Source organism: Streptomyces broussonetiae (genome assembly GCF_009796285.1).
GTDB lineage: Bacteria > Actinomycetota > Actinomycetes > Streptomycetales > Streptomycetaceae > Streptomyces > Streptomyces broussonetiae.
Map to the genome: position 1 here is coordinate 2041548 of NZ_CP047020.1, position 24943 is coordinate 2066490.

A 24943-nucleotide genomic window follows, 5' to 3' on the forward strand; every position below is an offset into this window, starting at 1 on the left:
CGTCACCGTTCGCTCAGTCCTCGTACGCGTCCAGCGGCGGGCAGGAGCACACCAGGTTGCGGTCGCCGAAGGCCTGGTCGATACGGCGCACCGGCGGCCAGTACTTGTCGGCGGCCGAGACACCGGCCGGGAAGACGGCCTGCTCGCGGCTGTACGCGTGCGTCCACTCACCGCCGAGCGCGGCGGCGGTGTGCGGGGCGCCCCGCAGCGGGTTGTCCTCCGCGGGCCACTCGCCCGAGCCGACCTTCTCGATCTCCGCGCGGATGGCGATCATCGCGTCGCAGAACCGGTCCAGCTCGGTGATGTCCTCCGACTCGGTCGGCTCGATCATCAGCGTGCCGGCCACCGGGAAGGACATGGTCGGCGCGTGGAAGCCGTAGTCGATCAGGCGCTTGGCCACGTCGTCCACGCTCACGCCGGTCGCCTTGGTCAGCGGACGCAGGTCGATGATGCACTCGTGCGCGACCAGGCCGCCCGGACCCGTGTAGAGCACGGGATAGTGCGGCTCCAGGCGCTTGGCGATGTAGTTCGCCGAGAGCACGGCCACCTGCGTGGCCCGCTTGAGGCCCTCGCCGCCCATCAGGCGGACGTACGCCCAGGAGATGGGCAGGATGCCCGCGGAGCCCCAGGGAGCGGCCGAGATCGGGCCCACGCCCGTCTCCGGGCCCGCCGCGGGCTGCAGCGGGTGGTTCGGCAGGTACGGCGCGAGGTGCGCACGGACCGCGACCGGACCGACGCCGGGACCGCCGCCGCCGTGCGGGATGCAGAAGGTCTTGTGCAGGTTCAGGTGCGAGACGTCGCCGCCGAAGTGGCCCGGCTTGGCGAGTCCGACCAGCGCGTTGAGGTTGGCGCCGTCGACGTACACCTGGCCGCCCGCCTCGTGCACCCGGGCGCAGATGTCGGCGACGTGCTCCTCGAACACACCGTGCGTCGACGGGTAGGTGATCATCAGCACCGCCAGCTCGTCGCGGTACTGCTCGATCTTCGCCCGCAGGTCCTCGACGTCGATCTCGCCGTCCTCGGCGGTCCTGACGACGACCACCTTCATGCCGGCCATCACGGCGCTGGCCGCGTTGGTGCCGTGCGCGGAGGACGGGATCAGGCAGACGGTGCGCTGGTCGTCGCCGTTGGCCCTGTGGTAGCCGCGTACGGCGAGCAGACCGGCCAGCTCGCCCTGGGAACCGGCGTTGGGCTGGAGGGAGACCTTGTCGTAGCCGGTGACCTCGGCGAGACGCTCCTCCAGCTCGCGGATGAGCGTGAGGTAGCCCTGCGCCTGCTCGGCCGGGACGAAGGGGTGCAGCTGGCCGAACTCGGGCCAGGTGACGGGCTCCATCTCGGTGGTCGCGTTGAGCTTCATGGTGCAGGAGCCCAGCGGGATCATGCCGCGGTCGAGCGCGTAGTCGCGGTCGGCCAGCTTGCGCAGGTAGCGCAGCATCGCGGTCTCGGAGCGGTGCTGGTGGAAGACCGGGTGCGTGAGGTAGGCGTCGGTGCGCAGCAGGGCCTCGGGCAGGGCGTCCACAGCGCTCGCGTCCAGCGCCTCCATGTCGCCCGTCACGCCGAAGGCGGCGAAGACCGCGCCCAGCTGGGCCCGGTTGGTGGTCTCGTCACAGGCGATCGAGACGTGGTCGGCGTCGACGGGGTACAGGTTGACGCCGTTGTCCCGCGCGGCGGCGACGACCTCGGCGGCCTTGCCGGGCACGCGCGCGGTGACGGTGTCGAAGAAGGCCCCGTGGACGATCTCCACGCCGCCCGCCCGCAGACCCTCGGCGAGGATCGTGGCGTAGCGGTGCGTGCGCCGGGCGATGACCTGGAGCCCCTCCGGCCCGTGGTAGACGGCGTACATGCCGGCCATCACGGCGAGCAGCACCTGCGCGGTACAGATGTTGCTGGTGGCCTTCTCCCGGCGGATGTGCTGCTCACGGGTCTGCAGCGCGAGCCGGTAGGCCTTGTGCCCGTCGGCGTCGACGGAGACCCCGACGAGCCGGCCGGGCAGGCTGCGGGCGAACTTCTCGTGCACGGCCATGTAGCCGGCGTGCGGGCCGCCGAAGCCCATGGGGACGCCGAAACGCTGGGTGGTGCCGACGGCGATGTCCGCGCCCAGCTCGCCCGGCGAGGTCAGCAGGGTCAGCGCGAGCAGGTCGGCGGCGACGGTGACCAGGGCACCCAGCTCGTGCGCCTGGTCGATGACCGGCTTGATGTCGCGTACGGCACCGGAGGCGCCCGGGTACTGGATCAGCACGCCGTTGATCTCGCGTGCGGCTATGTCCGCCGGGATGCCCTCGCTGAGGTCGGCGACGACGACCTCGGCCCCGGTCGGCTCGGCGCGCGTCTCGATGACCGCGACGGTCTGCGGCAGCGCGTCCGCGTCGACCAGGAACAGGCCCTTCTTGTTCCTGCCCATGCGCCGGGACAGCGCCATCGCCTCGGCGGCGGCGGTGCCCTCGTCGAGCAGGGAGGCACCCGAGGTGGGCAGGCCCGTCAGTTCGGCAACCGTCGTCTGGAAGTTCAGCAGGGCCTCGAGCCGGCCTTGAGAGATCTCCGGCTGGTACGGCGTGTACGCCGTGTACCAGGCCGGGTTCTCCATCACGTTGCGCAGGATGACCGGCGGCGTGAACGTCCCGTAGTACCCCAGCCCGATCATCGAGCCGAGAACCTGGTTGCGGTCGGCGAGCGAGCGCAGCTCGGCGAGCACCTCGGCCTCGGTGCGGGCGCCCGGCAGATCGAGGGCGTCCGCGTTCTTGATCACGTCCGGGACCGCGGCGGCGGTCAGCTCGTCCAGCGAGCCGTAGCCGACCTGCGCGAGCATCTTGGCCCGCGCCTCCTGGTCGGGTCCGATATGGCGCTGCTCGAACGGGATGCCCGCCTCGAGGTCGGAGAGCGGAATGCGTTGGGCGGTCATTGCGGAGGCCTCCTGGTCTGACGCGACCTTCGAGGGGCACCCACGGCGCGGGTACCCCGACGGCCTCCCCCTCTGTCATCTCAACCTGAGAGCTTCACCGGGACACGCCCCGGCTTTCACCGTCGGTGAGGGCGGACACCGTAGACACCCGCCCTGCTTTCCAGAGTGACCTCGTCCGTGCGGTACGTGAGCCTGAGAGATTCCGGGGAGGATTTGCTCCTTCGGCGCCTCCGAGGTCGTCGGAGGACTCTCCCGCACGGGTTCAGCAGCCGAAATCAGGTTACCAGCGAGGTCAACGCCTGAGCCCTCGAGTGGCCGCCTCCGGGAATCTGCTCTTTTGTAGTGCTTACGGATGAGTTGCGACCACGTGGAGGGAGAGGGACCGTGCAGACCGACATCGATCCGCGCAACCTGATCGGCCGCAAGGCGTTCGACCGCAACGGCACCAAGATCGGCACAGTCGACGAGGTGTACCTGGACGACGCGACCGGCATACCCGAGTGGGCGGCCATACGCACCGGCCTGTTCTCGCGCGACGCGTTCGTCCCGCTGGAGCCGAGCGAACTCGTCGAGGGCACCCTCCACGTCCCCTTCGACCGCGCCCTCATCAAGGACGCCCCGGACTTCGGTGTGGGCCGCCATCTCTCCCCCGAACAGGAACTCCAGCTCTACCACCACTACGGCCTCGACACGGCCTCGCCCCCGTCGGTGCCGGACCACGACTTCGGCAAGCTGGCCGGGTCGGAGGAGGCCTGATCCGGTCGGTCCCCCACCTGGCTCCGGGCGGGCCGGCGGGAAGGGGCCGAAACCAGTGGCAACGGATCCGCGGGCTCCAGCGCGGGATCCTCGACGGAGAACGTCCGCACGCGCCCGGGAGGGGACTGCGGTGTCTCGAACCGCACGGTGACGCGTCCCAGCCCGCTCCCCTGCACCCACCCGTGCCCGTGCTCCGCGTGTCTGACGTCCTGCCCTGCGCGCCAGTGGCGTTCGACCGGATCCGGCCGCTCCACGACGGCCTCGGCCATGGACTCCTGAGGCGTTTCCGCCTCACGCGAGGGCAGCGCCTGCGCGAACAGGTCCTCCTGGGTGTAGTCGGCGAGCCCCGAGACACCCACCCCGAGCAGCCGTACCCCACCCGTGGTGTCCACGGACTCCAGCAGCCGCGCGGCGGCCTCCCGCACGACCGCCGGGTCGTCCGTGGGCCCCCTGAGCGTCTCGGAACGGGTCAGTGTCGAGAAGTCGTACCGGCGCACCTTCAGCACGATGGTCCGCCCGGACAGCCCTGCGTCGCGCAGCCGCCGTACACACCGGTCGGCGAGCCGCTGCACCTCCAGGCCGATCCGCAGCCGGTCGTGGATGTCCACGTCGTAGGTGTCCTCGACCGACACCGACTTCGCCTCGCGCTCAGCCACCACGGGCCGCTCGTCCCGGGCCAGCGCCATGGCGTAGAGCGCGTGCCCGTGCGCCTTGCCGAGCAGCCGCACCAGCTCGTCCTCACCTGCCTCGGCCAGCTCCTCGACCGTGGTGATCCCGGCCCTGCGCAGGTGGTCCCCAGTGGCCGGGCCGACCCCGGGCAGGGTCCGCACCGTCAACGGCCCCAGCAGCGCCCGCTCGGTCCCCGGTTCGATGATCACCAGGCCGTCGGGCTTGGCGCGCTCGGAGGCGATCTTCGCGAGCATCTTGGAGGCGGCGAGCCCCACCGACCCGGTGAGCCCGGTGACCGCCAGGATGTCCGCCCGCAGCCTGATCCCGGCCTGGTGCGCCGACTCCTCGTCCCAGGCCGTGCCGCCGGCCTCCAGGTCCACGAACGCCTCGTCCAGGCTGAGCGGCTCCACCAGCGGCGACAGCTCCCGCAGCAGGGCCATCACCTGCTCGCTGATGGCCCGGTACAGCCCGAAGCGCGGCACCAGATACGCGGCGTTGGGAGCCAGCCGGCGAGCCTGGCCCATGGGCATCGCCGAGTGCACCCCGAAGACCCGTGCCTCGTACGACGCGGTGGCCACCACCCCGCGCGGCCCGAGCCCGCCCACGACGACCGCCTTGCCACGCAGGCTCGGCTTGGATGCCTGCTCCACCGAGGCGTAGAAGGCATCCATGTCGAGATGGAGGATGGTCGGCGCGTGTCTCACAACTCCGATGCTGCACCACGGCACTGACAATGCCGTGGTGCCAGAGAGCGGCCGGCGGTCAGACCGCCCGGTTGCGGCGGCGGGCCAGCTCGTCCGAGGGGTTGTGCCCGACGAGGGTCTCGCCCGTGTCGATGCGTTCGCCGTGCAGCTGGGAGAGGGCGCTTTCCACGTCCCGCCACACCACGCCGACGGCGATGCCGAAGACACCCTGACCGCCCTGGAGCAGGGCGTGGACCTCGTCCGGGGAGGTGCACTCGTAGACCGTGGCACCGTCGCTCATGAGGGTCATCCGCTCCAGGTCGCGGAAACCGCGTTCTCTGAGGTGCTGGACGGTCGTGCGGATGTTCTGCAACGAGACACCGGTGTCCAGGAACCGCTTCACGATCTTCAGGACGACCACGTCCCGGAAGCTGTACAGCCGCTGGGTGCCCGACCCGTGGGCGGGCCGCACGCTCGGCTCGACCAGACCGGTGCGCGCCCAGTAGTCGAGCTGCCGGTAGGTGATGCCCGCGGCCGCACAGGCCGTGGGACCTCGGTAGCCGATCTGTTCGGACGTCATGGACGCCGCCCCTCCGCCGTTCGGCACCACCGTCGGCCGCTGCGGAGCGTGATCGACCGCTCTGCTCGGTGGGGGGTACCCCCCGCTCGAACGCAGCTGAGAGCCAGGGGGAGGGTACGGACCGCTCTCCCCGAAACCGCGTCCGGGGGCACCCCCAGCCGTACCGTCGCCGCTCGTTCTCACGCCGACCTCCGTCCTTGACCTGCCTTCTCGACGGTAGGCAGTCACCAGGGGTGCGTCAACGATCGCCACACTCGGCACGCCGAGTGATAATCACCCTAGGAGTGGTTTCGTGTGCCCACCGCGGGGAAAGGCTAGCCGAATGCGCTCGCGGGGAGCCGTAGGACGCTCTCATTGGCCGGTGGCACATGCCCGGCCCCACCGCCCGCACGAGCCCGTGACCGCCCCCCGCTCACCGGCCGTGTGCGGTCACCGGCCGGTCGCGCTCACTGGCTGCTGGTGCCGAAGTCCTCGGGCGAGATCTGGTCGAGGAACTCGCGGAACTTCTCCACCTCGTCCTCCTGCTCGTCCGGAATCGCGATCCCCGCGTCGTCCAGCACCGTGTCGCTGCCGTAGATCGGCGTTCCGGTGCGCAGGGCCAGCGCTATGGCGTCGGAGGGGCGGGCACTGACCTCGACCCCGCTGGCGAACACCAGCTCCGCGTAGAAGACACCTTCCCGCAGGTCGGTGATGCGTACTTCGGTCAGCTCCTGGCCGACGGCCTCCAGCACGTCCTTGAACAGGTCGTGCGTCAGCGGCCGGGCGGGGGCCATACCCTGCTGGGCGAAGGCGATCGCCGTCGCCTCCCCCGGCCCGATCCAGATGGGGAGGTAACGGTCGCCCCCCACTTCGCGCAGGAGCACGATCGGTTGGTTGGAGGGCATTTCGACCCGGACACCTACGACATCGAGCTCGTTCACACAGCAACCCTAGGCCGTGCCCGGGACGTTTGGGTAGTCGGGCCGGGAACAGGTGCCCGATCCGGACCCCCGCGGACCCCGGCTTTCAGGGCAGCCGCACCCCGAGAGCCGTCTTCACGAGAGCCGCGTGCAGCTTCACGGTGAGCGCCGCCAGCTCCTTCGTACGGGCCTCGGCAAGCGCCCTGGTCTGCGGGTTGCGGTGGCGCTTTAGCGGGGCCACCACCTGGTCGACCAGTCCGGCCTCGCGGTCGGCGGCTGCCTTCATCACCCGAAGGTGGCGTGGCTCGATCCCGAACCGCCCCAGTTCGGCGATCAGCGCGGCCACGGTGACCGCCTCGGCTTCATACGCCCCGTCCGCCAGGGGAGCGATGAGCCCGTACGACTCCCACTCCTTCAGCTCGCCCTCGTCGACGTCCGCCGCCGCCAGCAGCTCGGCCCTGCCGACCCTGGCGACCGTGGGCGCCGACGGCGGCTCCCGAAGATCCTCATGGGTGCGCTGACGGCCGACGACGGGCAGCTGGACGGCTTCTCCCCGCTCCATGGCGTCCAGGTGCTCACGGATCACCTTGAGCGGCAGATAGTGGTCCCGCTGCATCCTCAGCACGTGCGCCAGGCGCTCGACGTCCCCGGCGCTGAACTTGCGGTACCCCGAAGGGGTCCGCTGCGGCTCGATCAGCCCCTCCGACTCCAGGAAGCGGATCTTGGAGATGGTGACTTCGGGGAACTCGTCGCGCAGCGCGTTCAGCACCGCGCCGATGCTCATCAGCCCACTGTCCCTGGCGGCGGTACCGCTTCCGGCACCGCCGCTCGGTGTTTGAAGCATGGACCTTCCCTGGGGTCCCCCCGGACAACGGTCCGGGGGTGGGTCAGATGCCCTGCTGCCGGCTCGCGTAGAACACCAGCCGGTACTTGCCGATCTGCACCTCGTCGCCGTTCTGCAGCGCGACCTGGTCGATCGGCTCCCGGTTGACGTACGTGCCGTTCAGGCTGCCCACGTCGGCCACGGTGAACGAGCCGTCCGGGGAGCGGCGGAACTCCACGTGCCGACGCGAGACCGTCACGTCGTCGAGGAAGATGTCGCTCTGCGGATGCCGGCCGGCCGTCGTCAGGTCGCCGTCCAGCAGGAAGCGGCTGCCCGAATTCGGTCCGCGGCGCACCACCAGCAGGGCCGAGCCCAGCGGCAGCGCGTCCACCGCGGCCTGAGCCTCGGGCGACAGCATCGGCATCTGCGTCTGACCGGTCACCTCGGCGTCGTAGGCCTCGATACCGGAGATGGAGATCGTGGACGTCGTCTCGGAGGCACGCTCCGGCGCCACTCCGGGGCGCAACGGCGCACCGCAGTTGGAACAGAAGCGGGCGTTTTCCGCGTTGCGGTTACCGCACCTCGTACACACCAGGACCGACATGGACGGATCCTCCTGCCGCGGCTGCCCCGCGGGGGCGTTGGACGCGTACGGACCGGAGGCAAAACCTCCACCCGCACCTGAGGTCGACGGTTGGCCGAAACCTATGCCGCCGGACTGGGCAGGGTCAACCGACGCCCCGCCCTGACCTCCGGAAATGTCACCGCCCGGACCACCGACCTGGTCCCGGAACAGCGGGCGCTGACCCTCCGCGTCGGGCTGGGCGCGATGGCGAGCGGTCGCGTTGCCGCTGCCCTCGCGCGCGCTCTTGCCGAACAACTTCGCAAACAACTTCACGGGCGATTCCCCTTGACCGAAACAGACCCGCCCGTGGGGCAGGACGAACCCTGATTGCCTACACCGGCCGAGCCGGACATTCTCACAACGTCCGTATCCACCAAACAGTTTCCACCACGCACCACCTCTTCGGTGCGTCGACCCCCCGCAACCTCATGCCCTCGCCGGACGTCCGCCATGCACCGCCGGTTCACTGGGAGGACGACCGAGCGTAGTCAGGCTGCTTCGCCTGTCGCAAGGCATCCACGACGATCTTGCCCGAGCGCTCGACCGTCACCGTGGCCTGCTCCTTCTCCAGGGTCTGCACCACTCCTCCCGGAATGTTCAGCGCCGGCTCCAGATCCTCCGGCTTGCCGATGACCTGGAAACGGTACGGAGCATTGATCTTGTTCCCGTCGACGCTCACACCGTTGCCTGAATCCGAGAAGTAGGTGTTCGCGACCACCCGCACCCCGTTGAGCTGGATCGCCTCGGCGCCGGCCGCACGCAACTCCTGGACCGCGTCGAGCAGCATGTCCGCCTTGACCGTCCCCTTCGTGTCCGCGACCGTCATCGTGATGCCGGGACCCTGCGCCGCCACGGTGCCCGCCAGAATGCCGAGTTGCCTCTCCTTCTCGGCCGTCTGCTTGCGGGCCTCCGCGGCCTGGTCGGAGCTGCTCTGCAGTTCCGACCGCTGCTTCTCGAGTCCCTGCTTCTCGTCCTCAAGACGCTGAGTACGCGAATCCAGTTCATCGAGGATGCGCACAAGATCTTCTTGCCGCGCGCCGCGCAACGCGCTGTCGGTGTCACTGTTGGAGGCCACCTGCACGGCCAGACCGAATCCGAGGCCGAACAGCAGTACCGCCACGATGAGTTGGGCCCGGGTGAACCGCGGCGGCCACAGGCCCTTGACCAACCGCTGCCGGCCGGTCAGCGGTTCTCCGGGCTTCTCACCGGACGTCTCCCCGGGCTCGGGGCCCACGGGCGGCACCTCGGCCGGCAGCTCCCTGCGCAGCCTGTTCTCCGGCTGCTCGTTCTGTTCGCTCATGGGTGTCACGCCCGGAACACGTGACGCCGGATCGCCGCGGCGTTGGAGAAGATCCGGATACCCAGGACCACCACGACACCCGTGGACAGCTGAGCACCCACACCCAGCTTGTCGCCCAGGAACACGATCAGGGCGGCGACGACCACGTTCGACAGGAACGACACCACGAAGACCTTGTCGTCGAAGATCCCGTCGAGCATGGCCCGCACACCGCCGAAGACGGCGTCCAGCGCCGCGACGACGGCGATCGGCAGATAAGGCTCCACCACCGCCGGAACCTCGGGCCGGACCAACAGGCCGGCCACGACTCCCACGACGAGGCCCAGTACGGCGATCACGATGTGCCCTTCTCAGTCTTCTCGGTACTCGGCTGTGCGGTACGGACGATCACACTCGGTGCGGCGGGCAACCGTACGTCGCCCTCGGTCGAAATGGTGGCGCGGATGCCGAAGTTCTCCTCCAGGGCGTGCAGATACAGCCCGTCGGCGCCGTTCTGGAACCCGGTGCTCAGTTTCTGCCCGTCCCCCACCGCCAGCACCGTGTACGGCGGCACCAGCGGCCTGTTGTCGACCAGTATCGCGTCTCCCGCGGCCCTGATCGCGGACAGCGCCGTCAGCCGCTGGCCGTTGATCGACACGGCCTCGGCCCCGGAGGCCCACAGCCCGTTCACCACGCGTTGCATGTCGCGGTCGCGCACCCGGCCGTTGTCGGAGAAGCCCGAGGTCTCCCGCGGATTGGTCCCGTCACCGCCGGAGCTGGCCTCTTTGGCGTCGTTCACGACGAGCTTGACGCCCGGGCCGTGCACATCGGTGGCACCTGCCAGGATGCCCACCAGATCCGCCTGGTCGCTGCCGCCGCTCGACTTCAGCGCCGCCCGCTGGCGCGCACTGACGTCGTCGCGCAGCTTGTCGACGGTGCCTTCCAGCTTGTCCGCGCTCGCCGTCTCGCTGTCGACCCGGTCGATCAGCTCCTGACGCTCCTTGGCCACCACGGGCGCCGCCACCCGCGCCTGTGCCGCGCCCAGGGTCACGACCAGGGCCGCGAGGACAAGGCCGCCCGCCAGGCCCAGCTTCGCCCTCAGCGTCTTGGGCAACCCACCCTCGCCCTGGGACTTCTTCCGGGCGGCGGCCTCGGCGTACCCGTCGTCGAGGCTGTGATCCATGACGTTGGTGATCAACGACATGGAGGCGTCCGGGCGCTGCGCCCGCGTAGGGCTGGTCCGAACGGGGGGTTGCTGCGGCATGCCGCACATCGTCGCATGTCGCGGGCCATACCTCCGAATGGCCCCACCGACGTGCCGGACAGGCCCCCTTGGGGACACTTGTCCGGCACGCACGTGTGCGTGGGTTCACCCGGTGGTCGCTGTGCGGCCCGTCACCGTCCAGCGCTGTCCACCACGGCCGACCACTCGTCCAGCAGGGCCTGCGCGGAGGCGTCGTCGGGCCCCTCGGCCCACAGATGGGTGACCGCCTCGGCCGGGTCGGGCAGCACCATCACCCAGCGCCCGTCCGTCTCCACGACCCGCACACCGTCCGTCGTGTCGACAAAGCGATCTCCAGCCGCCTCGACCACCCGCCGCATGACCAGGCCCTTGACGGCCCATGGTGTGGCCAGGTCCCGCTTCAGGACGTGCGCCCGTGGGATCCGTGCGTCGATCTGGCTGAGCGTGAGCTGCGTCCTGGCCACGAGCCCGATCAGCCGTACGAAGGCCGCTGTACCGTCGTAGACGCCACTGAACTCGGGGACGATGAACCCGCCCTTGCCGTCGCCACCGAAGATGGTCCCTTCCTCACGCCCCACGCGCGTGAGGTCGTCCGGCGAGGTGGTCGTCCACTCGACCTGGGTGCCGTGATACGCGGCCACCTGCTCGGCGATCCGGGTCGTGGTCACGGGCAGCGCCACTCGCCCGCTGCGCCGTTCCGCGGCCACCAGGTCGAGCATCACGAGCAGGGCCCGGTCGTCCTCGATGATCCGGCCCTTCTCGTCCACGAGCGAGAGACGCTCGCCGACCGGGTCGAACCGCACGCCGAAGGCAGCACCGGAGGAAGCCACTATCTCGCCCAGCCGGACCAGGCCGTTGCGCCGCATCTCGGCCGTCTCCGTGGGCCGTGACTCGTCCAGACCGGGGTTGATGGTCAGCGAGTCCACGCCGAGCTTGCCCAGCAGGCTGGGCAGCACCAGCCCGGCGCTGCCGTTGGAGGCGTCGACGACGACCTTCAGGCCCGACTCTGCGATCCCGGTGGTGTCGACGTTCCGCAGCAGCGATCCGGTGTACGAGTCGAAGACGCTGGACGGGAAGTACAGGTCCCCGATCTCGCCGGGGAACGCCCGCCGGTACTCCTGCCGCGCGAACACCCGGTCCAGCTTGCGCTGCCCGCCCTGCGAGAGGTCGGCGCCCTGCCCGTCGAAGAACATGATGTCGACCGAGTCCGGCACGCCCGGCGAGGTCCGGATCATGATGCCTCCGGCGCTGCCGCGCGCGGTCTGCTGGCGGGCCACGGGCAGTGGCACGTTCTCCAGGTCGCGTACGTCGATGGCGCTGGCCTGCAACGCGGAGATGACCGCCCGCTTGAGCGCACGGGCGCCCCGGGAGTGGTCGCGGGCGGTGGTGACGGTGGAGCCCTTCTTCAGGGTGGTCGCATAGGCTCCGGCGAGCCGTACTGCCAGCTCGGGCGTGATCTCGACGTTCAGGATGCCGGACACGCCACGGGCGCCGAACAACTGGGCCTGGCCTCTGGACTCCCAGATGACCGAGGTGTTGACGAAGGCACCGGCCTCGATGGTCTTGAACGGATAGACGCGGACATTGCCCTGAACAATCGATTCCTCACCGATCAGGCACTCGTCGCCGATGACCGCGCCGTCCTCGATACGGGCGGCGCGCATGATGTCGGTGTTCTTCCCGACGACGCAGCCACGCAGATTGCTGTGCTGGCCGACATATACGTTGTCGTGCACGACGGCCTTGTGCAGAAAGGCGCCGCTCTTGACGACGACATTCGATCCGATGACGGTGTGCTCACGGATCTCCGCGCCGGCCTCCACCTTCGCGTAGTCGCCGATGTACAACGGCCCGCGCAGTACGGCGTCGGGATGCACCTCGGCGCCTTCCGCCACCCAGACACCTGGCGAGATCTCGAAACCGTCGATGTCGACGTTCACCTTGCCTTCGAGCACGTCGGCCTGGGCCTTCACATAACTCTCGTGCGTGCCGACGTCCTCCCAGTAGCCTTCGGCGACATAGCCGTAGATCGGCTTGCCTTCCTTCATCAGCTGCGGAAAGACGTCCCCGGACCAGTCGACCGGAACATCGGGCTCGACGTAGCCGAAAACCTCGGGCTCCATGACATAGATGCCCGTGTTGACCGTGTCGGAGAAGACCTGACCCCAGGTCGGCTTCTCCAGGAAGCGTTCGACCTTGCCTTCTTCGTCGACGATGGTGATGCCGAACTCCAGCGGATTGGGCACCCGGGTCAGACAGACCGTGACCAGCGCGCCCTTCTCCTTGTGGAAATTGATCAGCTCGGTGAGGTCGAAGTCGGTCAGGGCATCACCGGAGATGACGAGGAAGGCATCGTCCTTCAACGCCTCTTCGGCGTTCTTGACGCTTCCGGCGGTACCGAGTGGCTTCTCCTCATTGGCATAGGTGAGTTCCATTCCGAGCTCTTCGCCGTCGCCGAAGTAGTTCTTGACGAGCGATGCCAGGAACTGCACGGTGACTACGGTCTCGGTGAGCCCGTGCCTTTTGAGCAGCCGTAGCACGTGCTCCATGATCGGGCGATTGGCCACGGGCAGGAGCGGCTTGGGCATGCTAGAGGTCATGGGGCGTAGGCGTGTGCCTTCGCCTCCGGCCATCACGACGGCCTTCATGTCGGAAGCGTCCTCCTCCAAGAGACGACGGTCCAGCCGACTTCACCCGTCCTGATTGTCCCGCACTTTTCGACAGCGGGCCATCGAGGCATGACGTCAGAACAACCGTCGAGCTCAATCGGCCGTGGCGTCCGCTCGCACCAAACGGCGGACCTGTACCACGTAGAGCACTCCTGCCCACCAGTAGAGCGTTGTACCCCATCCGGCGAACGCCCATCCGAAAATAGCAGCGAGTGACGCGATCCAACCAGTTCCGTCACTGAGGAGCAGCAGCGGGAAGGCGTACATCAGGTTGAAGGTAGCCGCCTTCCCGAGGAAGTTCACCTGCGGCGGCGGATACCCGTGCCGGCGGAGGATGCCCACCATCACCAGGAGAACCAGTTCCCTCGCCAGCAGCAGAGCGGTCAGCCAGATCGGCAGGATGTCCCGCCAGGTGAGACCGGCCAGTGTGGAAAGCACATAGAGCCGGTCGGCAGCGGGGTCGAGAAGCCGGCCGAGGCTGCTGATCTGATTCCAGCGCCGGGCGAGCTTGCCGTCGAGATAGTCACTGACCCCGCTGAAGGCCAGCACGAGGAGAGCCCAGCCATCGCTCTTGGGACCCCCGAACTCAGGCCTGAGGATCAGCCACAGGAAGAGGGGTACGCCGACGAGCCGCGCCATACTGAGGATGTTGGGGATGGTGAGGACCCGGTCCGTCTGGACACGGGTCTCCTGGACCTCCACCCGGGGGCCTCCTGAATAAAATGAGCCAACGATGCCCCCTGACCCTACCTCAACGCAAAAAAGCTCCGGCCCCTGGGCAGTGCCCAAGAGCCGGAGCTTTAAAAGGAGTTCGGCGGCGTCCTACTCTCCCACAGGGTCCCCCCTGCAGTACCATCGGCGCTGTGAGGCTTAGCTTCCGGGTTCGGAATGTAACCGGGCGTTTCCCTCACGCTATGACCACCGAAACACTATGAAACTGTCGAACCATGCCACACCACGCTCTGTGAAACGTGGGGCTGTTCGTGGTTTCAGAACCAACACAGTGGACGCGAGCAACTGAGGACAAGCCCTCGGCCTATTAGTACCGGTCACCTCCACCAGTTACCTGGCTTCCAGATCCGGCCTATCAACCCAGTCGTCTACTGGGAGCCTTACCCCATCAAGTGGGTGGGAGTCCTCATCTCGAAGCAGGCTTCCCGCTTAGATGCTTTCAGCGGTTATCCCTCCCGAACGTAGCCAACCAGCCATGCCCTTGGCAGAACAACTGGCACACCAGAGGTTCGTCCGTCCCGGTCCTCTCGTACTAGGGACAGCCCTTCTCAAGACTCCTACGCGCACAGCGGATAGGGACCGAACTGTCTCACGACGTTCTAAACCCAGCTCGCGTACCGCTTTAATGGGCGAACAGCCCAACCCTTGGGACCGACTCCAGCCCCAGGATGCGACGAGCCGACATCGAGGTGCCAAACCATCCCGTCGATATGGACTCTTGGGGAAGATCAGCCTGTTATCCCCGGGGTACCTTTTATCCGTTGAGCGACGGCGCTTCCACAAGCCACCGCCGGATCACTAGTCCCGACTTTCGTCCCTGCTCGACCCGTCGGTCTCACAGTCAAGCTCCCTTGTGCACTTACACTCAACACCTGATTGCCAACCAGGCTGAGGGAACCTTTGGGCGCCTCCGTTACTCTTTAGGAGGCAACCGCCCCAGTTAAACTACCCATCAGACACTGTCCCTGATCCGGATCACGGACCCAGGTTAGACATCCAGCACGACCAGACTGGTATTTCAACGACGACTCCACAAACACTGGCGTGCCTGCTTCAAAGTCTCCCAGCTATCCTACACAAGCCGAACCGAACACCAATATCAAACTGTAGTAAAGGTCCCGGGGTCTTTCCGTCCTGCTGCGCGAAACGAGCATCTTTACTCGTAGTGCAATTTCACCGGGCCTATGGTTGAGACAGTCGAGAAGTCGTTACGCCATTCGTGCAGGTCGGAACTTACCCGACAAGGAATTTCGCTACCTTAGGATGGTTATAGTTACCACCGCCGTTTACTGGCGCTTAAGTTCTCAGCTTCGCCTGGACGAATCCAAGCTAACCGGTCCCCTTAACGTTCCAGCACCGGGCAGGCGTCAGTCCGTATACATCGCCTTACGGCTTCGCACGGACCTGTGTTTTTAGTAAACAGTCGCTTCTCGCTGGTCTCTGCGGCCACCCCCAGCTCGAACAGCAAGTGTTCTCACCAGGCGTGGCCCCCCTTCTCCCGAAGTTACGGGGGCATTTTGCCGAGTTCCTTAACCATAGTTCACCCGAACGCCTCGGTATTCTCTACCTGACCACCTGAGTCGGTTTAGGGTACGGGCCGCCATAAAACTCGCTAGAGGCTTTTCTCGACAGCATAGGATCATCCACTTCACCACAATCGGCTCGGCATCAGGTCTCAGCCACAAGGTGTGCGGATTTGCCTACACACCGGCCTACACCCTTACCCCGGGACAACCACCGCCCGGGATGGACTACCTTCCTGCGTCACCCCATCACTCACCTACTAACCGCTTGGTCCGGCGGCTCCACCACTCCCCTCAACTCCGAAGAGATCAGGGCGGCTTCACGGCCTTAGCATCACGATGCTCGATGTTTGACGCTTCACAGCGGGTACCGGAATATCAACCGGTTATCCATCGACTACGCCTGTCGGCCTCGCCTTAGGTCCCGACTTACCCTGGGCAGATCAGCTTGACCCAGGAACCCTTAGTCAATCGGCGCACACGTTTCTCACGTGTGAATCGCTACTCATGCCTGCATTCTCACTCGTCAACCGTCCACGACTACCTTCCAGTGCCGCTTCACCCGGCAGACGACGCTCCCCTACCCATCAACACACCCGTTGGGGCTATATATGTCAATGACACGACTTCGGCGGTACGCTTGAGCCCCGCTACATTGTCGGCGCGGAATCACTAGACCAGTGAGCTATTACGCACTCTTTCAAGGGTGGCTGCTTCTAAGCCAACCTCCTGGTTGTCTGTGCGACTCCACATCCTTTCCCACTTAGCGTACGCTTAGGGGCCTTAGTCGATGCTCTGGGCTGTTTCCCTCTCGACCATGGAGCTTATCCCCCACAGTCTCACTGCCGCGCTCTCACTTACCGGCATTCGGAGTTTGGCTAAGGTCAGTAACCCGGTAGGGCCCATCGCCTATCCAGTGCTCTACCTCCGGCAAGAAACACACGACGCTGCACCTAAATGCATTTCGGGGAGAACCAGCTATCACGGAGTTTGATTGGCCTTTCACCCCTAACCACAGGTCATCCCCCAGGTTTTCAACCCTGGTGGGTTCGGTCCTCCACGAAGTCTTACCTCCGCTTCAACCTGCCCATGGCTAGATCACTCCGCTTCGGGTCTTGAGCGTGCTACTCCAACGCCCTATTCGGACTCGCTTTCGCTACGGCTTCCCCACACGGGTTAACCTCGCAACACACCGCAAACTCGCAGGCTCATTCTTCAAAAGGCACGCAGTCACACCGAAGTGCTCCCACGGCTTGTAGGCACACGGTTTCAGGTACTATTTCACTCCCCTCCCGGGGTACTTTTCACCATTCCCTCACGGTACTATCCGCTATCGGTCACCAGGGAATATTTAGGCTTAGCGGGTGGTCCCGCCAGATTCACACGGGATTTCTCGGGCCCCGTGCTACTTGGGTGTCTCTCAAACGAGCCGCTGATGTTTCGACTACGGGGGTCTTACCCTCTACGCCGGACCTTTCGCATGTCCTTCGCCTACATCAACGGTTTCTGACTCGTCCTGTCGCCGGCAGACAACAGAAGAGAGATCCCACAACCCCGTATACGCAACCCCTGCCGGGTCTCACACGCATACGGTTTGGCCTCATCCGGTTTCGCTCGCCACTACTCCCGGAATCACGGTTGTTTTCTCTTCCTGAGGGTACTGAGATGTTTCACTTCCCCTCGTTCCCTCCACACTGCCTATGTGTTCAGCAGCGGGTGACAGCCCATGACGACTGCCGGGTTTCCCCATTCGGAAACCCCCGGATCAAAGCCTGGTTGACGACTCCCCGGGGACTATCGTGGCCTCCCACGTCCTTCATCGGTTCCTGGTGCCAAGGCATCCACCGTGCGCCCTTAAAAACTTGGCCACAGATGCTCGCGTCCACTGTGCAGTTCTCAAACAACGACCAGCCACCCATCACCCCACCAGACAAACCGGTGAGTTCACTGGGGCCGGCGACCGAGAGACAGACCATACGGCCGTGCCCTCAGACACCCAACAGCGTGCCCGGCCCACTCCCGTCCGGAGATCATGCGTTCCACGCTCTGACGAGCAGTACTAGCAGCCCCCGACCCGAGGTCTGGACCGAATAGTCAACGTTCCACCCATGAGCAACCAGCATCGGACATCCGCCGATGTACTGGCCTCTGACCAACCGGAGTTGGTAAGAAGTGCTCCTTAGAAAGGAGGTGATCCAGCCGCACCTTCCGGTACGGCTACCTTGTTACGACTTCGTCCCAATCGCCAGTCCCACCTTCGACAGCTCCCTCCCACAAGGGGTTGGGCCACCGGCTTCGGGTGTTACCGACTTTCGTGACGTGACGGGCGGTGTGTACAAGGCCCGGGAACGTATTCACCGCAGCAATGCTGATCTGCGATTACTAGCGACTCCGACTTCATGGGGTCGAGTTGCAGACCCCAATCCGAACTGAGACCGGCTTTTTGAGATTCGCTCCACCTCACGGTATCGCAGCTCATTGTACCGGCCATTGTAGCACGTGTGCAGCCCAAGACATAAGGGGCATGATGACTTGACGTCGTCCCCACCTTCCTCCGAGTTGACCCCGGCGGTCTCCTGTGAGTCCCCATCACCCCGAAGGGCATGCTGGCAACACAGAACAAGGGTTGCGCTCGTTGCGGGACTTAACCCAACATCTCACGACACGAGCTGACGACAGCCATGCACCACCTGTACACCGACCACAAGGGGGGCACTATCTCTAATGCTTTCCGGTGTATGTCAAGCCTTGGTAAGGTTCTTCGCGTTGCGTCGAATTAAGCCACATGCTCCGCCGCTTGTGCGGGCCCCCGTCAATTCCTTTGAGTTTTAGCCTTGCGGCCGTACTCCCCAGGCGGGGAACTTAATGCGTTAGCTGCGGCACCGACGACGTGGAATGTCGCCAACACCTAGTTCCCACCGTTTACGGCGTGGACTACCAGGGTATCTAATCCTGTTCGCTCCCCACGCTTTCGCTCCTCAGCGTCAGTAATGGCCCAGAGATCCGCCTTCGCCACCGGTGTTCCTCCTGATATCTGCGCATTTCACCGCTACACCAGGAATTCCGATCTCCCCTACCACACTCTAGCTAGCCCGTATCGACTGCAGACTCGGGGTTAAGCCCCGAGCTTTCACAATCGACGTGACAAGCCGCCTACGAGCTCTTTACGCCCAATAATTCCGGACAACGCTTGCGCCCTACGTATTACCGCGGCTGCTGGCACGTAGTTAGCCGGCGCTTCTTCTGCAGGTACCGTCACTCTCGCTTCTTCCCTGCTGAAAGAGGTTTACAACCCGAAGGCCGTCATCCCTCACGCGGCGTCGCTGCATCAGGCTTTCGCCCATTGTGCAATATTCCCCACTGCTGCCTCCCGTAGGAGTCTGGGCCGTGTCTCAGTCCCAGTGTGGCCGGTCGCCCTCTCAGGCCGGCTACCCGTCGTCGCCTTGGTGAGCCATTACCTCACCAACAAGCTGATAGGCCGCGGGCTCATCCTTCACCGCCGGAGCTTTCCAACCTCCAAGATGCCTTGGAGGCTCGTATCCGGTATTAGACCCCGTTTCCAGGGCTTGTCCCAGAGTGAAGGGCAGATTGCCCACGTGTTACTCACCCGTTCGCCACTAATCCACCCCGAAGGGCTTCATCGTTCGACTTGCATGTGTTAAGCACGCCGCCAGCGTTCGTCCTGAGCCAGGATCAAACTCTCCGTGAATGTTTACTCGGCCGGAAAATTAATTCAGCCGGTGCAACACCACGAGAGCGGAACCACCGGAGGAATAATCCGATGGTTCACAGCGTCCTCGCTGTGTTTTTTCAAAGGAACCTCGACCATCGGAATGTTCCGACGGACGGGGTATCAACATATCTGGCGTTGACTTTTGGCACGCTGTTGAGTTCTCAAGGAACGGTCGCTTCCTTTGTACTCACCCTCTCGGGCTTTCCTCCGGGCTTCCCTTCGGTGTTTCAAACTCTATCAGGGTTTTTCCGTCTCCCTGACCACCCCCTGCAGGCATGCAGAAGGAGACCCCGAGATAGGATCTGACGAGTTTGGGTGCTGCTGAGTGGGGACACTTTCGCGTCGCTCCGCCCCAAGCAGGAGTACGACTGTACACGGAGCCTTGAGAGCCGTGCAAATCCGCCGGGTTGGTGGTCTAGACCACTAGCTGATAGCTTCCATACGGAACCCCAACTTCCTATGACATACCCTGCTGCTCAGTGCCGTCCGGGACAGGTAGTGACGGCCCGTAAGCAGCTCCACTCCTGGGAGGCTTCCCATGACCACCGTGTCGTCCCCTCTTGCCGGACGCGCCATCGGACTGGCCAATGTGCCGGATCCGGTTTTCTCCGGGGCCATGGTCGGCCCGGGTACCGCCATCGACCCCGTGCGCGAGCCCTCCGAGGCCGTGTCGCCCGTCGACGGCGTCATTGTTTCCCTGCACCCGCACGCCTTCGTCGTGGTCGACGCGGAGGGGCACGGCGTTCTCACCCACCTGGGCATCGACACCGTGCAGCTCAACGGCGAGGGCTTCGAGCTGCTGGTCAACAAGGGCGACACCGTGCAGCGGGGGCAGGCTGTCGTGCGCTGGAACCCCTCGGTCGTCGAGGCGGCCGGCAAGTCCCCCGTCTGCCCCGTCGTCGCGCTCGAAGCCACGGCCGAGTCCCTCTCCGAACTCCGCGACAGCGGTGACGTGAAGGCCGGCGACAGCCTCTTCGCCTGGAACTGACGGCAGTGCCGTCCCAGGGCGGCGTTCACGACAACCACCGCGGCGGCGGGACCCGCCGCACTACCGGAGACGGGTGAGATGGAGACAACGCTGCAAGGCGTGGGCGTGAGCCATGGCGTGGCCATCGGCGAGGTTCGGCACATGGGCACGGCGGTGCTGGAGCCGCCGGTCAAGTCGATCCCCGCGGAAGAGGCGGAGCGGGAGCAGGGGCGCGCCCGCCAGGCCGTGGACGCCGTCGCCGCCGATCTGATGGCGCGCGGCAATCTGGCGGGGGGCGAGGCCCAGGCCGTGCTCGAGGCCCAGGCGATGATGGCCCAGGACCCCGAGCTGATGGCCGACGTCGACCGTCGGATCGCCGTCGGCAGCACGGCCGAGCGTGCCGTGTACGACGCGTTCGCGGCGTATCGGGAGCTGCTGGCCGGTGCCGGTGAGTACCTCGCCGGTCGCGTGGCCGACCTCGATGACGTGCGGAACCGTATCGTCGCCCGCCTGCTGGGCGTTCCGATGCCGGGTGTCCCGGACAGTGACCAGCCGTATGTGCTCGTGGCGCGGGACCTTGCCCCGGCCGACACCGCGCTGCTGGATCCTTCTCTCGTGCTCGGCTTCGTGACCGAGGAGGGCGGGCCGACCAGCCACAGCGCGATCCTGGCGCGGGCGCTGGGCGTGCCGGCGGTCGTGGCTCTGCCGGGCGCCGGTGAGCTGGCCGAGGGAACGGTGATCGCCGTGGACGGCAGCACCGGCGACATCTTCGTGAACCCGGGCGAGGCGAAGAAGGCGGAGCTGGAGGCTGCGGCCGCCGCGCGCAAGGCCGCGCTGGCCGCGTCGACCGGGCCGGGGGCGACGGCCGACGGTCACAAGGTGCCGCTACTGGCCAACGTGGGCGGGCCGGCGGACGTACCGGCGGCGGTGGAGGCCGGGGCCGAGGGTGTCGGTCTGTTCCGTACCGAGTTCCTGTTCCTGGACGACAGCAAGAACGCTCCTTCCGAGCAGAAGCAGCTGGAGGCCTACCGGCAGGTGCTGGAGGCGTTCCCCGAGGGCCGTGTGGTCGTGCGGGTGCTGGACGCGGGTGCGGACAAGCCGCTGGACTTCCTGACTCCTTCCGACGAGCCGAACCCGGCGCTGGGTGTGCGGGGTCTGCGGACGCTGCTGGACCACCCGGACGTCCTGCGTACGCAGCTGACCGCGCTGGCGAAGGCCGCCGAGGGGTTGCCCGTCTACCTCGAGGTCATGGCGCCCATGGTGGCGGACCGCACGGACGCGAAGGCGTTCGCGGACGCCTGCCGTGAGGCGGGGCTGCGGGCGAAGTTCGGCGCGATGGTCGAGATCCCGTCGGCGGCGCTGCGGGCGCGTTCGATCCTGCAGGAGGTCGAGTTCCTGTCGCTGGGGACCAATGACCTCGCGCAGTACACCTTTGCGGCCGACCGACAGGTGGGCGCAGTGTCCCGTCTGCAGGACCCGTGGCAGCCGGCGCTGCTCGATCTGGTCGCGCTGTCCGCCGATGCGGCCAAGGCCGAGGGCAAGAGCTGCGGTGTGTGTGGTGAGGCCGCGTCCGATCCGCTGCTGGCCTGTGTGCTGACCGGTCTGGGCGTCACCTCCCTGTCCATGGGTGCGGCGTCGATTCCTTACGTCCGGGCGACGCTGGCGAAGTACACGCTGGCGCAGTGCGAGCGGGCCGCGGCGGCCGCGCGTGCCGCGGACAGCGCCGAGGAGGCGCGCAGCGCTGCTCAGGCGGTGCTGTCCGGCGAGTAGCCGTACCGACGGCGCATCCCGGGGTGCCGGGTTCAGGGGCGTCCCGCCTTGGGTGGGGCGCCCCTGGAGCGTTCGGCCCGCGGGCGGAGACGGTCAGTGCCGGTGGCCCGGGGGTGTGCTCTCCTCTCCGAGGGCGGGGGGCTCGCAGTAGTCGACGCCGGACTCCGGGGAGATGAGGTCGCCGGATTCGGCGTCGGTGCAGTAGGCGTCGAACACTTCGGAGGCGGTGAGGGGTTCGAGGGCGCCGGCGCGCAGTCGCCAGCCGTAGATGCGGTCCGCGGTTTCCGGGCGGCTGGTGCGCATGACGAGTCCACCGGGGCTGCGGGTCGCGAGACCGAGCGCGAGGACGCTGGTGAATTCCAGGGCCTCGGCCTCGTCGAGGCGGGTGTCGCCGTGGCCGTCCTGGTCGGCGTGCAGGACGGAGACGAGCGTCTCCGGTGGTCCGGAGACGCTGGTCACGAGGTGCCGGTCGCCGGGCGGCGCGGTGTCGAGGATGCGGGCCAGGAGGCCGGAGGCACGGGTGAAGGCGGCCCTGCCGATGTCCTCGCCGCAGGTGGGGCAGGGGCCGATGCGGGACAGGAGGGTGGTGGCGTACTCCCACGTGGCCTGGCGTACGGCTTCGTCCACGAGGGCCGGTACGAGGGCGGTGAGAGGCCGGCCGTCGTAGGGGATGGTGGGGCCTGAGGCCGCGAGTTCGGCGGTGAACCTGGTACGGCTCGTCGCCGCTTCCGGGTCGAGGCCGGTGTCCGTGCAGTAGGCGGCGTAGTCCTCGGGGTCGAACAGGGCGATTGTGGTGTGGCTGCCCTGGGCCGCGCGGGTCTTGAGGACGGTCTCGACCTGCTGGAGGTAGGCCGTGTGGTCGTCGAAGGTGAAGCTGCGGTAGCGCCGCATGGCGCGGAAGTCGTGTTCGTCGGTGAGCAGACCGATGGTGCCGGCGATCTCGCGGCGCAGGACGCGTCGCATGGTCCGGTGGTCGGTGTGCGCCATGTTTCCCCCAAAGTGCGCGGTCGATCAATGCTCACTCACCGTAACCGGCGGCACTGACAATGGAGTGCCGCCGGGGGGCGGGGGTCTGGGGTGGTGGGTCGTCCGCGCCGGTGGTCTCGGGGTCGGGTCAGGCGCGTTTGCGGGCGAGTTCCTCGTAGAAGCCGAGCAGGGCGAGGTTGTCGATGGATCCCGGGTTGACTGCCTTTTCCAGGGGGGTGCCTTGCAGGAGGCGCTTGACCGGGACTTCGATGCGCTTGCCGGTGAGGGTGTGCGGGACGCCGGGCACCTCGATGATCTCGTCGGGTACGTGGCGGGGGGAGAGCTGTTCGCGGATGGCCTGCTTGATGCGGTTCAGGAGTGCCTCGTCCAGGGCGGCGCCGGGTGCGAGGTGGACGAAGAGTGGCATCCAGTAGCCGCCGTCGGGCTGCTCGACGCCGATGACGAGGGACTCCCTGATCTCGGGCAGGCGCTCGACCACCTCGTAGATGTCGGCCGAGCCCATGCGCACGCCCTGCCGGTTGAGGGTGGAGTCGGAGCGTCCGTGGATGATCACGGTGCCGCGGGAGGTCACGGTGATCCAGTCGCCGTGGCGCCAGACGCCGGGGTAGGTGTCGAAGTAGCTGTCGTGGTAGCGGCTGCCGTCGGGGTCGTTCCAGAAGCGGATCGGCATGGAGGGCATGGGGTTGGTGACGACCAGTTCGCCCACCTCGTCGATGACGGGCTTGCCGCTCGGGTCCCAGGCCTGCAGGTCGGTGCCGAGGCCGGGGGCCTGGAGTTCGCCGGTGTACACGGGGAGGGTCGGGACGGCGCCGGCGAAGCAGGAGCAGACGTCGGTGCCGCCGCTGACGGAGGCGATCCACAGGGCCGCCCCGCTGTCTGCGAACTCGTCGTGCAGCCAGCGGAAGCCGTCGGGCGGCAGGGGCGAGCCGGTGGTGGCGACGCACTTCACGGTGGCCAGGTCGTAGTCGCGCGCGGGGTGTACGCCGGCCTTGCGACAGGCCATGACGTAGGCGGCGGAGGTGCCGTAGAGGGTGGCCCGGGTGCGTTCGGCGATGCGCCACTGGGCGCCGGTGTCGGGGTAGCCGGGGCTGCCGTCGTACAGGACGATCGTCGTGCCCGTGAGGAGGCCGGAGACGAGGAAGTTCCACATCATCCAGCCGGTCGAGGTGTACCAGAAGAAACGGTCCTCGGGGCCGAGGTCGCAGTGCAGGCCGAGCTGCTTGAGGTGTTCGACGAGGATGCCGCCCTGGGACTGGACGATGGCCTTGGGCAGGCCGGTCGTGCCGGAGGAGTAGAGCACCCACAGGGGGTGGTCGAAGGACACCTGCTCGAAGACCGGCTCGGTGTCCGCCGCGGTGAGCGCCGACCAGTCCAGGGCGCCCTCGGGTGTCTCGGTGCCGAGGAGCGGGATGTGGACGACGGCGCGCAAGGTGGGCAGTTCGCGGCGCAGTTCGGCGACGGTCTCGCGGCGGTCGTGTTCCTTGCCGCCGTAGCGGTAGCCGTCGACGGTGATCAGGACGACGGGTTCGACCTGCTGGAAGCGGTCGAGGACGCTGCGGGCGCCGAAGTCGGGGGCGCAGGAGGTCCAGACGGCGCCGACGGCGGCCGTGGCGAGGAGGGCGACGACCGCCTCGGGGATGTTGGGCAGGTAGCCGCTGATCCGGTCGCCGGGGCGGACGCCGAGGGTGCGGAGTTCGGCGGCGAGGGAGCCGACCTGGCGGCGCAGTGCGGACCAGGTCACCGGGCGCGGTTCGTGGGTCTCGTCGACGTGGATCAGGGCGGGTTCTTCGGGGCGGTCGGCCGCGGCGCGCAGGGCGTGTTCGGCGTAGTTGAGGCTGGCTCCCGGGAACCACTGGGCGCCGGGCATCGAGCGGTCGCCCAGCACGCGCGTGCAGGGGGTCGAGAACCGTACGCCGAACCACTCGGCGACGGCCTTCCAGAAGGTGTCGAGCTGGCCGACGGACCACTGGTGGAGGGCGGGGTAGCCGCCCTCGGCCGGGGCGCCGTGGTGCTCGGCGGCCCATGCCTGGAACTCGGTGATGCGGGCCTGGGCGATCCGTTCGGGATCGGGCTGCCAGAGCGGCTGGGGGTTCGCGGTCGACATGG

Annotated in this window: 16 protein-coding genes, 3 rRNA genes and 1 riboswitch; of the genes, 3 read left to right on the forward strand and 16 right to left on the reverse strand. The window is 66.9% G+C overall.

Annotated elements, in window-relative coordinates; translation table 11 throughout:
• Positions 1–13: 13 nt before the first annotated feature.
• Positions 14–2899 carry an aminomethyl-transferring glycine dehydrogenase gene (gene gcvP / locus GQF42_RS09415; RefSeq protein ID WP_158919192.1) on the reverse strand — a complete coding sequence of 962 codons (2886 nt, stop codon included), beginning with the start codon at positions 2897–2899 and terminating at the stop codon, positions 14–16.
• A gap of 170 nt (positions 2900–3069) precedes the next feature.
• Positions 3070–3164: riboswitch (glycine riboswitch) on the reverse strand.
• A 119-nt stretch (positions 3165–3283) separates the two neighbouring features.
• Here gcvP and GQF42_RS09420 point away from each other — a divergent pair.
• Positions 3284–3655 carry a PRC-barrel domain-containing protein gene (locus tag GQF42_RS09420; RefSeq protein WP_199272624.1) on the forward strand — a complete coding sequence of 124 codons (372 nt, stop codon included), beginning with the start codon at positions 3284–3286 and terminating at the stop codon, positions 3653–3655.
• Here the strand turns inward: GQF42_RS09420 and GQF42_RS09425 are convergent.
• The 13 genes from GQF42_RS09425 to GQF42_RS09485 all read right to left on the reverse strand — a co-directional run bounded on the left by GQF42_RS09425 (position 3577) and on the right by GQF42_RS09485 (position 19089).
• The gene (locus GQF42_RS09425; RefSeq protein ID WP_158919193.1) at positions 3577–5028 is read right to left on the reverse strand and encodes a DNA polymerase IV; all 1452 of its coding nucleotides are present in this window, start codon (positions 5026–5028) and stop codon (positions 3577–3579) included. The two genes, GQF42_RS09420 and GQF42_RS09425, sit on opposite strands and share 79 nt — an antisense overlap.
• Before the next feature lie 58 nt (positions 5029–5086).
• Positions 5087–5770 carry a MerR family transcriptional regulator gene (locus GQF42_RS09430; RefSeq protein ID WP_158919194.1) on the reverse strand — a complete coding sequence of 228 codons (684 nt, stop codon included), beginning with the start codon at positions 5768–5770 and terminating at the stop codon, positions 5087–5089.
• A gap of 263 nt (positions 5771–6033) precedes the next feature.
• On the reverse strand, positions 6034–6507 hold the full coding sequence (locus GQF42_RS09435) for a bifunctional nuclease family protein (RefSeq protein WP_026253112.1): 474 nt from the start codon (positions 6505–6507) through the stop codon (positions 6034–6036).
• Between the two features lie 85 nt (positions 6508–6592).
• Complete coding sequence (gene ftsR, locus GQF42_RS09440) at positions 6593–7330, reverse strand: transcriptional regulator FtsR (RefSeq protein WP_158919195.1); 738 nt, start codon at positions 7328–7330, stop codon at positions 6593–6595.
• A gap of 43 nt (positions 7331–7373) precedes the next feature.
• Positions 7374–8207, reverse strand: coding sequence for an FHA domain-containing protein (locus GQF42_RS09445; protein WP_199272625.1), 834 nt, complete (start codon positions 8205–8207; stop codon positions 7374–7376).
• 190 nt (positions 8208–8397) lie between these two features.
• Positions 8398–9234: a DUF881 domain-containing protein gene (locus tag GQF42_RS09450; protein ID WP_158919196.1), complete on the reverse strand. Its 837-nt coding sequence runs from the start codon at positions 9232–9234 to the stop codon at positions 8398–8400.
• A gap of 5 nt (positions 9235–9239) precedes the next feature.
• Positions 9240–9572: a small basic family protein gene (locus GQF42_RS09455; protein WP_031174261.1), complete on the reverse strand. Its 333-nt coding sequence runs from the start codon at positions 9570–9572 to the stop codon at positions 9240–9242.
• A complete protein-coding gene (locus tag GQF42_RS09460; RefSeq protein ID WP_233273309.1) occupies positions 9569–10477 on the reverse strand; it encodes a DUF881 domain-containing protein in 909 nt (302 codons plus the stop codon). The genes GQF42_RS09455 and GQF42_RS09460 overlap by 4 nt, the downstream gene beginning before the upstream one ends.
• A 131-nt stretch (positions 10478–10608) precedes the next feature.
• Complete coding sequence (locus GQF42_RS09465; RefSeq protein WP_158919198.1) at positions 10609–13104, reverse strand: mannose-1-phosphate guanyltransferase; 2496 nt, start codon at positions 13102–13104, stop codon at positions 10609–10611.
• A gap of 114 nt (positions 13105–13218) precedes the next feature.
• Positions 13219–13827: a CDP-alcohol phosphatidyltransferase family protein gene (locus GQF42_RS09470; RefSeq protein ID WP_158919199.1), complete on the reverse strand. Its 609-nt coding sequence runs from the start codon at positions 13825–13827 to the stop codon at positions 13219–13221.
• Between the two features lie 107 nt (positions 13828–13934).
• Positions 13935–14051: ribosomal RNA gene (gene rrf / locus GQF42_RS09475) — 5S ribosomal RNA — on the reverse strand.
• 93 nt (positions 14052–14144) lie between these two features.
• Positions 14145–17248, reverse strand: a 23S ribosomal RNA gene (locus tag GQF42_RS09480).
• 315 nt (positions 17249–17563) lie between these two features.
• Positions 17564–19089, reverse strand: a 16S ribosomal RNA gene (locus GQF42_RS09485).
• Together the 16S, 23S and 5S rRNA genes form the textbook arrangement of a ribosomal RNA operon.
• 562 nt (positions 19090–19651) lie before the next feature.
• Between GQF42_RS09485 and GQF42_RS09490 the strand changes: the two genes are divergently transcribed.
• Complete coding sequence (locus tag GQF42_RS09490) at positions 19652–20101, forward strand: PTS sugar transporter subunit IIA (RefSeq protein WP_158919200.1); 450 nt, start codon at positions 19652–19654, stop codon at positions 20099–20101.
• A 78-nt stretch (positions 20102–20179) separates the two neighbouring features.
• Complete coding sequence (gene ptsP, locus GQF42_RS09495) at positions 20180–21850, forward strand: phosphoenolpyruvate--protein phosphotransferase (RefSeq protein WP_158919201.1); 1671 nt, start codon at positions 20180–20182, stop codon at positions 21848–21850.
• A 93-nt stretch (positions 21851–21943) separates the two neighbouring features.
• Here ptsP and GQF42_RS09500 read toward each other — a convergent pair whose 3' ends face one another.
• On the reverse strand, positions 21944–22837 hold the full coding sequence (locus tag GQF42_RS09500; protein WP_158919202.1) for a hypothetical protein: 894 nt from the start codon (positions 22835–22837) through the stop codon (positions 21944–21946).
• 127 nt (positions 22838–22964) lie between these two features.
• Entirely contained in the window at positions 22965–24941 is a 1977-nt protein-coding gene (locus tag GQF42_RS09505) for an acetoacetate--CoA ligase (RefSeq protein WP_158919203.1), read from the reverse strand.
• Positions 24942–24943 lie beyond the last annotated feature (2 nt).

Bases quoted from the DNA above. Each gene is read 5' to 3' on its own strand.
- gcvP (WP_158919192.1), bottom strand. From the start codon at position 2,899: ATGACCGCCCAACGCATTCCGCTCTCCGACCTCGAGGCGGGCATCCCG.
- ftsR (WP_158919195.1), bottom strand. From the start codon at position 7,330: ATGCTTCAAACACCGAGCGGCGGTGCCGGAAGCGGTACCGCCGCCAGG.
- GQF42_RS09450 (WP_158919196.1), bottom strand. From the start codon at position 9,234: ATGAGCGAACAGAACGAGCAGCCGGAGAACAGGCTGCGCAGGGAGCTG.
- GQF42_RS09460 (WP_233273309.1), bottom strand. From the start codon at position 10,477: ATGCCGCAGCAACCCCCCGTTCGGACCAGCCCTACGCGGGCGCAGCGC.
- GQF42_RS09465 (WP_158919198.1), bottom strand. From the start codon at position 13,104: ATGAAGGCCGTCGTGATGGCCGGAGGCGAAGGCACACGCCTACGCCCC.
- GQF42_RS09490 (WP_158919200.1), top strand. From the start codon at position 19,652: ATGACCACCGTGTCGTCCCCTCTTGCCGGACGCGCCATCGGACTGGCC.
- ptsP (WP_158919201.1), top strand. From the start codon at position 20,180: ATGGAGACAACGCTGCAAGGCGTGGGCGTGAGCCATGGCGTGGCCATC.
- GQF42_RS09500 (WP_158919202.1), bottom strand. From the start codon at position 22,837: ATGGCGCACACCGACCACCGGACCATGCGACGCGTCCTGCGCCGCGAG.
- GQF42_RS09505 (WP_158919203.1), bottom strand. From the start codon at position 24,941: ATGTCGACCGCGAACCCCCAGCCGCTCTGGCAGCCCGATCCCGAACGG.